The following is an 11,914-nucleotide window of genomic DNA, read 5'->3' as shown; positions in this document are numbered from 1 at the left end:
ATTGCACGCGCGATTCACGCGCCGGGGTTTCAGCCCGCGGGCGTGACCGGTGCGGCAGGCGCCGCGGCCGTGCGTTCCGTCCACCCGCCGCCCAGCACCTTGTACAGCGTGACCAGGTTGGTCAGGCGCGCCAGACGCGTGTCGACCAGCGCCTGCTGCGAGGTGTAGAGCGAGCGCTGCGAATCCAGCACGCTCAGGTAGTCGTCGATGCCCTGCCGGAAACGTTGCTCCGACGCGTCATACGCGCGCTGGTTGGCGTCCACCAGCAGGCGCTGGGCCTGGATCTGCTCGTCCAGCGTGCCGCGGCCGGCCAGCGCGTCCGCGACTTCCCGGAACCCCGTCTGGATCGACTTTTCGTACTGAGCCACCTGGATGTTCTTCTGCACCTTCGCCAGGTCCAGCCCCGCCAGCAGCGAGCCGCCCGCGAAGATCGGCACGGTGATCTGGGGCACGAAGCTCCACGCCCCCGAACCGCCGTCGAACAAACCGCCCAGGCTGGCGCTGGCGGTGCCGGCCGAACCCGTGAGACTGATGGTCGGGAAGAACGCCGCGCGCGCCGCGCCGATGTTGGCATTGGCGCCCTTGAGCTGATGCTCGGCCGCGCGGATGTCCGGGCGGCGGACCAGCAGGTCGGACGGCAGGCCGGCGGGCAGCGTGGTCGGCAGCATGCTGTCGTCCAGCTTGATCGCGTTGTCCAGCGCCGCGACTATCTGCGGCGACAGCGGCTGGCCGACCAGCAGCACCAGCGCATTGCGGTCCTGCGCGGCCTGGCGCGTGTATTGCGACAGATTGCGCTGGGCCGTGCGCAGCGACACTTCGGCCTGGCTCAGGTCCAGCGCGGTGGACAGCCCCTGGTCGTAGCTCTGCTTGGTCAGGTTGTAGGAATCTTCCTGGCTCTTGAGCGTATCGCGCGTCAGGCTGAGCAGCTCCTGGTCCGCGCGCAGCGTTAGGTAAGCATTCGCAACCTCGGCGATCAGCGTGAGCTGCGTCGCGGTGCGCGTCTCGTCCAGCGCCAGGTAGGATTCCAGCGCCTGGTCGCTCAGGCTGCGGATGCGGCCAAAGAGGTCCAGTTCCCAGGCGGACATGGCAGCGCCCACCTGGTAGCTGTGGCTAGTGGTGGCCTGGCCGCTGGGCGACAGGTCGGCCGGCGTGCGCTGGGCAGACCCCTGCCCCGCCACGCCGATGCTGGGCGCCAGGTCCGCGCGCTGGATGCGGTACTGCGCGCGGGCCGCCTCGACGTTCAGTGCCGCCACGCGCAGGTCGCGGTTGTTGACGAGCGACTGTTCGATCAGCTGTTGCAAGAGCGGATCGCCGAAGAAGTCGCGCCAGCCGATGTCGGCCACGGCCATGCCGCCCGGCGCGGCCGCCTGGGCCGCGTTGTAGGCGGCGCCCGTGGGATAGGCGGCGTCGATGGGCGCATCGGGGCGCTCATATGTGGGGGCCAGCGAGCAGCCCGCCAGGGCCGCCGCCAGGGATACAGACAGCAAGGTTCTCATCTGGAGTTTCATTACGGTTGGCCCTCCGCCGGCACGTCGTGCGGCCCCTTGGCGCTGGTGTCGTGCTTGTCGACGTTTTCGCTCATGCGCTTGACCTTGAACACGCGCAGCATGATCACGAAGAACGCCGGGACGAAGAAGATGGCCAGGAAGGTGCCGGTCAGCATGCCGCCGATAACGCCCGTGCCGATGGCGTTCTGGCTGCCCGAGCCCGCGCCGCTGGAAATCGCCAGCGGGGTCACGCCCAGGATGAACGCCAGGGACGTCATCAGGATGGGACGCAGGCGCTGACGGGCGGCATGGATGGCCGACTCGGTCAGGCTGGCGCCCGATTCATAGTGCTCCTTGGCGAACTCCACGATCAGGATGGCGTTTTTGGCCGCCAGCCCGATTGTCGTCAACAGACCCACCTGGAAGAACACGTCGTTGGACAGGCCGCGCATCAGCGTGGCCAGCAGCGCGCCGATGATCCCCAGCGGCACCACCAGCATGACCGCGGACGGAATGGTCCAGCTTTCATAGAGCGCCGCCAGGCACAGGAACACCACGATGAGCGAGATCGCGTACAGCGCGGGCGCCTGGGCGCCGGACAGGCGTTCTTCGAACGACAGGCCGGTCCATTCGAAACCGACGCCGACCGGCAGCTTGGCCGCCAGGCGTTCCATTTCTTCCATGGCCGCGCCCGAGCTGTAGCCCGGCGCCGCCTGGCCCTGGATGTTGTAGGACGGAACACCGTTGTAGCGGTTGAGCTTCTGCGGGCCGAAGCTCCACGTCGCGCTGGAGAACGCCGAGAACGGGACCATGTCGCCATCCTTGTTGCGCACGTACCATTTGTTCAGGTCTTCCGGCAGCATGCGCGAGGACGCCTCGCCCTGCGCAAACACCTTCTTCACGCGGCCGCGGTCGATGAAGTCGTTGACGTACGACGACCCCCACGCGGTGGCGAGCGTGCTGTTGATGTCCGACACGGCCACGCCCAAGGCGCGGGCCTTTTCGCGGTCGATGTCCAGCTGGTACTGCGGCGCGTCTTCGATGCCGTTGGGACGCACGCCCGCCAGCACCGGGCTCTGGGCGGCCTCGCCCAGCAACTGATTGCGCGCGGCAAGCAGCTTCTCGTGGCCCACGCCGGCGCGGTCCATCAGCTGGAAGTCAAAGCCGGTGACGTTGCCCAGTTCCATCACGGAAGGCGGCGGCACGACGAACAACTTCGCACGGCGTTCCGTCTTGGCGAAGTGCGCGTTGGCGCGGTCCGCCACGGCGGCGGCCTTCAGGCTGACGTCGCCGCGTTCTTCCCAGTCGCGCAGCTTGATGAACAGGATGGACGCGTTCTGGCCGCGGCCGCCAAAGTTGAAGCCGTTGACTGCGAACACCGAGGTGACGGCGTCCTTTTCTTCGGTCAGCAGGTACTTGGTGGCGTCGTCGATGACGGCCTTGGTGGCTTCGGCGGTGGCGCCGGCCGGCGTCTGAATCTGGGCGAACAGAATGCCCTGGTCTTCGGCCGGCAGGAACGCGGTCGGGATGCGGGTGAACATCCAGCCCATCGCGATGACCAGCGCCAGGTAGACGACCATCAGGCGCTTGGTGCGGTTCAGGCCGCGGGCGACGGTATTGGCGTAACCGTTGCTGCTGCGCTCGAACGTGCGGTTGAACCAGCCGAAAAAGCCCTTCTTGGCGCCGTGATGGCCCTTCGGAATGGGCTTGAGCAGCGTCGCGCACAAGGCCGGCGTGAACACGATGGCGACGATCACGGACAGCACCATCGAGGACACGATCGTGATCGAGAACTGACGGTAGATCACGCCCGTGGAACCGCCGAAAAATGCCATGGGGACGAACACGGCGGCCAGCACCATCGCGATGCCGATCAGGGCGCCGGTGATCTGGCTCATGGACTTGCGGGTGGCCTGCTTGGGCGTGAGGCCCTCTTCGGCCATCACCCGCTCGACGTTTTCGACCACCACGATGGCGTCGTCGACGAGCAGACCGATGGCCAGCACCATCCCGAACATCGTCAAGGTGTTGATGGAATAGCCGAACGCCGCCAGCACGCCGAACGTGCCCAGCAGCACCACCGGCACGGCAAGCGTGGGAATGATGGTGGCGCGGAAGTTCTGCAGGAAGAGATACATCACCAGGAACACCAGGATGATGGCCTCGACCAGCGTCTTGAACACTTCATGGATCGACAGGCTGACGAACGGCGTCGTGTCGTACGGATAGACGACGTCCATGCCCGGCGGGAAATACGGCTTGAGGTTGTTGATGGTGTCGCGCACCGCCTGCGCCGTGTCCAGCGCGTTGGCGCCCGGCGCCAGCTTGATCGCCAGGCCCGAGGCCGGATTGCCGTTGTAGAAGCTGTCGATGGCGTAGGTCTGGCCACCCAGTTCGATGCGCGAGACATCGCGCAGGCGCACCTGCGAACCGTCGGAATTGACCTTCAGCAGGATCTGGCCGAAGTCCTCGGCCGTCTGCAGACGCGACGGTCCGATGATGGTGGCGTTGAGCTGCTGGCCGCGCACGGACGGCAGGCCGCCCAATTGCCCGGACGATACCTGGACGTTCTGTTCCTTGATGGCGGTGGTGACGTCGACCGTGGTCAGCCCGTAGTTGACGAGCTTGGCGGGGTCCAGCCAGATCCGCATCGCGTACTGCGAGCCGAAGAGCTGAAAGTCGCCCACGCCCTGCGTGCGGCTGATGGGATCCTGGACGTACGAAGCGACGTAGTCGGCCAGGTCGTCCTTGGTCATCGTGCCGTCGGTGGACACGAAGCCCGCCACGATCAGGAAGTTCTTCGTGGCCTTGGTGACGCGGATGCCCTGCTGCTGCACTTCCTGCGGCAAGAGCGGCTGCGCCAGCGCCAGCTTGTTCTGGACCTGCACCTGTGCGGTGTCGGGGTTGGTGCCCTGCTTGAAGGTCAGCGTGATGGACATGCTGCCGTCGGAGTTGCTTTCCGACGAGATGTACTGCAGGCCGTCAAGACCGTTCATCTGCTGCTCGATCACCTGCACCACGGTGTCCTGCACGGTCTGCGCGGACGCGCCCGGGTAGGTCACCGCGATGCCGATGGCGGGCGGCGCGATGTTGGGGTACTGGGCGACCGGAAGCTGCAGGATGGACAGCGCGCCGGCCAACATCAGCACGATCGCGATCACCCAGGCAAAAACCGGCCTGTCGATAAAAAACTTTGCCATGCGTGGCTCCTGATTACTGCTTTGCCGGCGCGGCGGGGGCAGCGGCCCCCGGCGCATTGGCCGCTTGCGGCTGGGCCTTGGCGCCGGCTTCGGTGGCGACCACCTCAACGCCGGGGCGGACCATCTGCAGGCCTTCCACGATCACGCGGTCGCCGGCGGCCAGACCGTCGGTGACGAGCCACTTGTCGCCGATGGCACGGTCGGTCTTCAGATCGCGCAATTCGACCTGGTTCTTGGCGTTGACGACAAGCGCGGTCGGCTGGCCGCGCTGATTGCGCGTCACGCCGCGCTGCGGCACCAGCAGGCCGTCGGCGGCAACGCCGTCAGCCAGGCGCGCACGCACGAACATGCCGGGCAACAGGCGCCGGTCCGGATTGGGGAACACCGCGCGCAGCGTGATCGAGCCCGTTCCCGGGTCGACGGTCACTTCGGAGAACTGGAGCTTGCCCGACTCTTTGTATTGCGAGCCGTCTTCCAGCGTCAGCGTGACCAGCGCGGCCTGCTCGCCATCCAGCTTCTTGAGCTGACCGGTGGCCAGCGCGTCCTGCAGGCGCAGAAGCTGCACGCTGGACTGCGTGACGTCGACGTAGATCGGGTCGATCTGCTGCACTGCGGCCAGCGCGCTGGTCTGGTTGGCGGTCACAAGCGCGCCTTCGGTCACGGCCGAGCGGCCGATGATGCCGTCGATCGGCGACAACACCTTGGTGTAGACGAGATTGATGCGGGCCGTATCCAGCGCCGCCTTGGCAGACAGCACGTCGGCAGCGGCCTGATCGCGCGAGGCAACGGCGTTGTCGTAGGTCTGCTGGCTGACCGCGCGGGTCGCGACCAGCGGCTTGTAGCGCTCGGCCAGCAGCGCGGCGGTCTTCTGCTGCGCCTGAGCGCGGGCCAGCGCGGCCTTCTGGCTGTCGACGTTGGCTTGGTAGAGAGCGGGGTCGATCTGATAGAGCTGTTCGCCCGCCTTGACCTCGCCGCCCTCGGTGAAGAGGCGCTTCTGGACGATGCCGTTGACCTGCGGGCGGACTTCGGCCACGCGGAAGGCAGACGTGCGGCCGGGCAGTTCGGTCGTAAGGGAAACGGGCTGCGTCGCCAATGTGACGACCGTCACTTGCGGCTTGCCGCCCTGGGGCGCCTCTTGCTTCTTGCCGCAAGCGGCCAGTGTGAGGGCCGATGCCGTCAGCGCGACAACGGCCGCGCCGCGCCACATAGCGCTTTTCTTATTCATAGATTGCATTCCCGATTTCAATAAAAGTAGCCCCACGCTGCGCATGCGCCGCGTGCCTGATGGCCGTGTATGGCCGGATTGCCTGGGGCGATTCTGCGAAGAACATCAGCCCGTCGGACCGTCTTGGCGCGGTCCGCGGCGTTCGACCTGGGTGGATTCGCGTAGAACACGCAAGGCTGGACGTTTATCGCATTGCTGCATTGCAGAACTCGCATTCTGAGTTATCCCGCTTTAGAAACAAAGGGGCATGAAGAGAAAACATCATTCCATTTATGGGACAATTGCGCGATCGCCACTGTGACAGAATCGCGTCATGAAACGCCTACAGGGAATGGAACTCTTCGTCGAGGTCGCCAAAACGCACAGTTTTAGCCGCGCTGCGGCAACGCTGGGCGTCCCGAAGTCGACCTTGTCTCGCCAGGTGGCCGAATTGGAGCGGTCCGTGGGGCTGCGGCTGCTCAGCCGCACCACGCGCAAGGTCGAACTGACCGATGCCGGACGGCTGTATTTCGAACGCTGCCAGCGCATCGTGGCCGAGGCGCAGATCGCCCATGAAGAATTGCAGAAGCTGGTCGACACGCCGGCCGGACCGCTTCGCGTGAACATGCCCGCGGATTTCGGCACGGACTTCCTGGCTGAGTCATTCATGGAGTTTTCCCGGCGCTATCCCGATGTGACGTTTTTCCTGGACCTCGCGAACCCGGACCACGCATCGCGCGTGTTCCAGACCTGCGACGTGTCGATCGAAATCGGCGACCTGCCAAATTCGACCCAGATTGCAAGACTGCTGGGCATGCTGCCCGCCTACCTGTATGCCTCGCGCGACTACCTGGAAAAGCACGGCGAACCGAAGCATCCCAGCGACTTGACCCGGCACGAGTGCATCGAGTTCCGCGCGGAAGGCGCCGGCCGCGTGACGCGCTGGCCGCTGACGAATGGCGAGCAGCACATCGAGTTCACGCCGGGCAACCGCTTTTCCGTCAACGGCGTCGCCATGGCCCGGCGCCTGGCCATGCTGGGCGCAGGCATCGCGGTGCTGGTGGGTGGTCAGATGTCGGAACAGCAGTCCGGCCAGTTGCAGCGTGTGCTGCCGGACTGGCAGTTGGGCCCGTTTCCGGTGCATGCGGTCACGGAGACGCGCCTGCTGCCTGCAAAGACCCGGATCTTCATCGAGTTCCTGATGGAGCGCCTGGGCAGCCACTGGCAAGCGAAGGATACGCCCGGTTTCATGAAATCCCGCTGAGATCGAAACAGACTGAAAAATTCTTCGGCGGTCGACAAGTGTTGTCGGGTGGGATGACCAATGCGCGGGGGTGTCTCGCGGGCGGTGTCAGACACCCTTTGGATGGCGTCTCGGGATGAAGGGCATCTCACCAGGGTGTCAGACACCTGCGTTGGAGGCCGTCTCACTGCGGCGTCAGGTGCCCGCTGCAGCGGTAGGTGTCTGACACCCTCGGGGCACGATCTCCGAGGGCAGACTGTCTCACCAGGGTGTCAGACACCGGCATGGAACAGAAACTGTCTCATCGGGGGTGTCAGACACCGGCTCAGAAAGACTCGTCGTCGCGCAGGTAGCGCCATTGGCCCAGGGGCAGATCGCCCAGCGCCACGCGGCCGATGCGTACGCGTTTGAGGCCGATCACTTTCAGACCCACCAGTTCGCACATGCGGCGAATCTGGCGTTTTTTGCCTTCGCGCAGCACGAAGCGGAGTTGATCGTGGTTCTGCCAGCGCACCTGGGCGTGCTTGAGCGGCTTGCCGTCCAGCGAGAGCCCGTGGTTCAGCAGGGCCAGGCCGTTGTCGGACAGATTGCCCTGGACGCGGACCAGGTATTCCTTGTCGATCGTGGAGTCCTCGCCGATCAATTGCTTGGCGACGCGGCCGTCTTGCGTGAGGACGAGGAGTCCTTGCGAATCGATGTCCAGGCGGCCAGCGACGGCCAGGCCGTCCAGGTGTGCGCGTTCAAAGCGCTGCGGGGCGCGGTCGCCGGCGAAGCGGGAGCGGGAGTCGATCAGGGCGACGGCGGGCGTGTAGCCTTTTTCGGCCTGGCCGGACACGTAGCCCACGGGCTTGTTGATGAGGATCGTGACGCGGGAGGTCTGGCGCGCGTGCGCGGCGCGCTCCAGTGTGATTTCCTGGTCGGGATAGGCCCGCGCGCCCAGTTCGGACACGACGACGCCGTCGACGCGGACCCAGCCGCGCTCGATATAGCTGTCCGCCTCGCGGCGTGAGCAGAGTCCGCGCTCGGACATGAGCTTGGAGATACGTACTTTTTCCATGGGCGGTATTGTATGCGGACGGCCGGTGAGGATCGGCCGGTACCCCGTGCCCTGCGGCATTGCGACGCAGGCGGCCTTGCGGCGGGGCTTGGCATAATACGCAGCCATGACGAAACCCGCAGCCCATTGCCCCCCTCTCGCCGCCGGCTGGCTGGCGCAAGCCCCGGCCATTCTGTCCCCCGCCCAACGCCACTGGCTGTTCCGGCCGGGCGCGCTTACCGCCGGCCTGCGCCAGGTCGGGCAGGTGCGTCTGCGGGTATTGGCCGAGTACGCCGACGGCGCGCCGGCTGACGAGGCACTTGCGATGCGCATTGCGCCGGGCTCACCGGTATGGATCCGCGAGGTGCTGATGTCCGTGAATGGCGTGGACAGCGTCCCGGCGCGCAGCCTGACGCCGTTGACCGCTTCGCACGGCGCCTGGCAAGGGATGCGGCGCCTGTTGACCCGGCCGTTGGCCGACATGCTGTATCACGACAGCACGGTGATCCGGTCGCCTTTTGCATGCCGCCGCCTGGCCTCGCCCGTGCCGTTCCATGCCACCGCCTCGAACGTGCTGCCGTCCGAGGCCCGCGCGTTGCAGGCCGGCCGGATCTGGGCGCGCCGCTCGGTATTCTGGCGCCAGGGCCAGCCGCTGCTGGTGGCCGAGTGCTTCCTGCCCGACTTCTGGGATTTGATCGCCGGCCAGCCCGTGCCGCCGCTCGTGCCGCACCAGCGCACGCCGCGCTGAAACGAGCCTGCTGAATGCGAGCCGCAGCGCAGACGTTCAGCCCACGCCGCGCGCACGCCTCCGTCACACCCGCGCACACCTTCCTGATGCAGGGACGCTGCCCCCCGCTGTGAGCGGGTTCAGCCTTCGTACCGCCGTCCCTGCTCCAGCAATTCCGGCGTGCCGATCACGTCGTTCAGCCCGTCGAAATCCAGCATCCTGTCCTTCCACGGCCCGGTCGTGCCGTGCTGGCGCAGGCTGCCGTAGTAGCCCTGCAGCGTGTGCGCAACCGCGCGCGCCGTGCCGCCAGGGAAGATGACGATGCGAAATCCCGCGGCGGCGAGCGCGCCCGCGTCCTGCACCGGGGTCTTGCCGCCCTCCACCATGTTGGCCAGCAGCGGCACACGCGAAGCGAATCGGTCGCACGCGGCGCGCATCTGTTCCGGCGTGCGCAGCGCCTCGATGAAGAGCGCATCCGCGCCGGCTTCCAGATAGGCTTCGGCGCGGTCCAGCGCCGCGTCCAGTCCTTCCGAGGCCAGCGCGTCGGTGCGCGCCAGAATCAGCGTGGACGCATTGACCCGCGCGTCGACGGCGGCGCGCAGCTTGCCGCACATCTCGGCGGCAGGAATCACGCTCTTGCCGTCCAGGTGGCCGCAGCGCTTTGGAAAGGTCTGGTCTTCGAGCTGGATCATGGCAGCGCCCGCGCGCTCGAAGCCGCGCACGGTGCGTTGCGTGTTCAGCGCGTTGCCGAAACCGGTGTCGGCGTCCACGATCACGGCGGCCGACACGCGCTCGGCGATGCGGGCCAGCGTGTCCTCGACCTCGGTGTAGGTGGTCAGGCCGATGTCCGACCGGCCCAGCCGCGTGTAGGCGATGGACGCGCCCGACAGGTACAGCGCGGAAAAGCCCGCCTGCTCGGCCACCAGCGCCGACAAGGCGTCGTAGACGCCGGGGGCCAGCACCGTGCCGGCCGCCAATTGCGCTTTCAGGTTCTGTGTTTGCATCATGTGTTTCCTAATCCAGGCGGCGCCCGAGCAGCGCCGCCGCCGTGGCCGCGGCGATATGGCCGCCGGCGACCGCGCTGAGCAAGCCGTTGCCGGACAGATAGCCCGACACGTCGTTGCCCGAAACGCCACGGGCGGCGCCGCCCGCAGCCAGCAGGTTGGGCAGCGCCCGGCCTGCGTTGTCCAGGACGCGGCATTGCGCGTCGATATCCAGCCCGCCTTGCGTATGAAAGAGCGCGCCCGTCACCTTGACCGCGTGGTACGGCGCCTGCAGTGCGCGTTCGAAACGGCGTCCCAGCGGATCCGCCGCGCCGGGTCCGACCGCGTCCAGCGTCTGGCCCAGCACACCGGGATCGCAGCCGATCAGCGCGGCCAGTGCCGCCACATCGGCGCATGTCTTCAACGCATGGCCTTGCTCGGCCTGCACGAAGTCGGGAAAGCCGCGCGCCAGCGCGAGCGTGCGGTCGTCAAAGACATTCCACGCCACCGAGCCCGGCTGCGCCAGCACATGGACCGCGGCCTCGGAATAACCGTGGGTCTCGTCGTGAAAGCGCCGCCCGTCACGGTTGATCTGCACGCCGCCGTCCATCATCACGGCCCAGGAGATCAGCGCGCCTTGCGGCGTCGCCCAGGAGCCGTGGCCCTGGTAGCCGCCCAGGTCCGCAAGCCGCGCGCCAAGCTGCGTGCCCCACTGGATGGCGCTGCCATCGTTGCCGACGTGACCGCCGTAGACGGCCTCGCGCATCGCGGGCAGGTATTCGCCGACCATCGCGGTGTTGCCGCCAAAGCCATTGCACGCCAGCAGCAAGACATCGCAGCCGATCACGTCGACCGAGCCGTCAGGGCGTTCGCAGCCCACGGCCGTGACGCGGCCATCAGCGTCCGTCCAGATCTCGCGCGCCAACGCGCGTGTCAGCAGGTAAGCGCCGGCCTCGCTGGCGGCGCGTTCCAGGGCTGCGACCAGTGCCGCGCCCGTGCGCTCGGCCAGCGTGTGCATGCGCCGCGCGGTGTGGCCGGGGTACAGGAACCCGTCCAGCACCTCGAAGCGCAGGCCGTGCGCGGCAAGCCCGTCCATGGCCGCGGCAGCCGCACCGGTGTAGGCGGCCACCAGTTCAGGTGACGCCGTGCCGTGGGCTTTGGCCTGGATGTCGGCGGCAAAACGCGCCGCGTCATCCTCGATGCCCGCTGCGCGTTGCACCGCGGAGCCGGCCGCGGGAATGAAACCCGAAGACAGCGCTGTGGATCCGCTGGGCACGGCGTCGCGTTCGATCAGGACCGTTTCGATGCCGGCGCGGGCCAGGCGCAGCGCGGCGGTCAGGCCACAGGCGCCCGCGCCGATGATGGCCACCGGCACGTGCATGGCGTCCGCGCCGGGCGAAACGCCCCGTCTGACGACTGGCGCACTCACGACTTCAGCCTGTCCAGCACGTCCTGGCACGAGACCACGTCGGCCACGGTGCGCAGGTCCGCCAGCGCGGCCTCGTGCATCGCAGGCGTGGGCGCGGCGCAGCCGTCGGCCAGCACCGTGACGTGGTAGTCGCGCATGTGGGCGTCGCGCACCGTACTGGCGACGCCGCCGTTGGTGACGATGCCCGCCACCACCACGCTGGAGATGCCCGCGCGCCGCAGCACCCAATCAAGCTGCGTGTTGAAGAAGGCCGAATACGCGACTTTCCAGACCGATACGTCGACCAGCCCGTCCAGCTCGGCCACGTTGGCCTGGCCGGGCGAACCGGCGACGAAATCGCCGCGGCGCAAGAACGGGCGCAACTGCTTGAGATGCGGCGAAATCATGGGCTCGCCGTGCGCATCGGGCCACAACGTGAACTGGCTGGCGGCTACAAAACCGCCCTGTCCCTTCAACGCGCGGGCCACGGGCGCCACGCGCGCCGGCAAGGCTTTCGCCTGCGGGCTGACCGCGCCGCCGCGGTCATACGCGCCGCCCGGCGCCAGGAAATCGTTCTGCAGGTCGATGATGACCAGCGCGGTCGTGCGGGGATCGAAGGCGTGCAT

At 67.2% G+C, this 11,914-nt stretch carries 9 protein-coding genes; 2 read left to right on the top strand and 7 right to left on the bottom strand.

Going from position 1 to position 11,914, the window contains the following annotated elements; genetic code table 11:
• Positions 1 to 29 precede the first annotated feature (29 nt).
• Genes adeC through ASD71_RS23030 form a run of 3 tightly spaced genes read right to left on the bottom strand, consistent with a single transcriptional unit; the run spans position 30 to position 5,912 of the window.
• The gene (gene adeC, locus ASD71_RS23040) at positions 30 to 1,508 is read right to left on the bottom strand and encodes an AdeC/AdeK/OprM family multidrug efflux complex outer membrane factor (protein ID WP_056570123.1); all 1,479 of its coding nucleotides are present in this window, start codon (positions 1,506 to 1,508) and stop codon (positions 30 to 32) included.
• Entirely contained in the window at positions 1,508 to 4,687 is a 3,180-nt protein-coding gene (locus ASD71_RS23035) for an efflux RND transporter permease subunit (protein WP_056570121.1), read from the bottom strand. The genes adeC and ASD71_RS23035 overlap by 1 nt, the downstream gene beginning before the upstream one ends.
• 13 nt (positions 4,688 to 4,700) lie before the next feature.
• Entirely contained in the window at positions 4,701 to 5,912 is a 1,212-nt protein-coding gene (locus tag ASD71_RS23030) for an efflux RND transporter periplasmic adaptor subunit (RefSeq protein WP_056570118.1), read from the bottom strand.
• Positions 5,913 to 6,243: 331 nt separating this feature from the next.
• Between ASD71_RS23030 and ASD71_RS23025 the strand changes: the two genes are divergently transcribed.
• Positions 6,244 to 7,155 carry a LysR family transcriptional regulator gene (locus ASD71_RS23025; protein ID WP_056570116.1) on the top strand — a complete coding sequence of 304 codons (912 nt, stop codon included), beginning with the start codon at positions 6,244 to 6,246 and terminating at the stop codon, positions 7,153 to 7,155.
• 304 nt (positions 7,156 to 7,459) lie between these two features.
• Here ASD71_RS23025 and ASD71_RS23020 read toward each other — a convergent pair whose 3' ends face one another.
• Positions 7,460 to 8,191 carry a pseudouridine synthase gene (locus ASD71_RS23020; RefSeq protein WP_056570593.1) on the bottom strand — a complete coding sequence of 244 codons (732 nt, stop codon included), beginning with the start codon at positions 8,189 to 8,191 and terminating at the stop codon, positions 7,460 to 7,462.
• A 106-nt stretch (positions 8,192 to 8,297) separates the two neighbouring features.
• On the opposite strand from ASD71_RS23020, the gene ASD71_RS23015 reads away from it, so the two are divergent.
• Positions 8,298 to 8,918: a chorismate lyase gene (locus ASD71_RS23015; protein WP_056570114.1), complete on the top strand. Its 621-nt coding sequence runs from the start codon at positions 8,298 to 8,300 to the stop codon at positions 8,916 to 8,918.
• A gap of 119 nt (positions 8,919 to 9,037) precedes the next feature.
• Here the strand turns inward: ASD71_RS23015 and ASD71_RS23010 are convergent, their stop codons facing one another.
• The 3 genes from ASD71_RS23010 to ASD71_RS23000 are packed head-to-tail and all read right to left on the bottom strand — an operon-like array spanning position 9,038 to position 11,914.
• Complete coding sequence (locus tag ASD71_RS23010; RefSeq protein ID WP_056570591.1) at positions 9,038 to 9,901, bottom strand: oxaloacetate decarboxylase; 864 nt, start codon at positions 9,899 to 9,901, stop codon at positions 9,038 to 9,040.
• 10 nt (positions 9,902 to 9,911) lie between these two features.
• Entirely contained in the window at positions 9,912 to 11,309 is a 1,398-nt protein-coding gene (locus ASD71_RS23005) for an FAD-dependent oxidoreductase (RefSeq protein ID WP_056570112.1), read from the bottom strand.
• Positions 11,306 to 11,914 (bottom strand): cysteine hydrolase family protein, encoded by a 609-nt coding sequence (locus ASD71_RS23000; protein ID WP_056570109.1) that lies wholly within the window; start codon positions 11,912 to 11,914, stop codon positions 11,306 to 11,308. The genes ASD71_RS23005 and ASD71_RS23000 overlap by 4 nt, the downstream gene beginning before the upstream one ends.

It is taken from the genome of Achromobacter sp. Root565, assembly GCF_001427425.1.
GTDB classification, from domain to species: Bacteria; Pseudomonadota; Gammaproteobacteria; order Burkholderiales; family Burkholderiaceae_B; genus Achromobacter; species Achromobacter spanius_D.
Note: the sequence above shows the minus strand (reverse complement) of the source record. Positions and strands in the feature narration are given on the sequence as shown.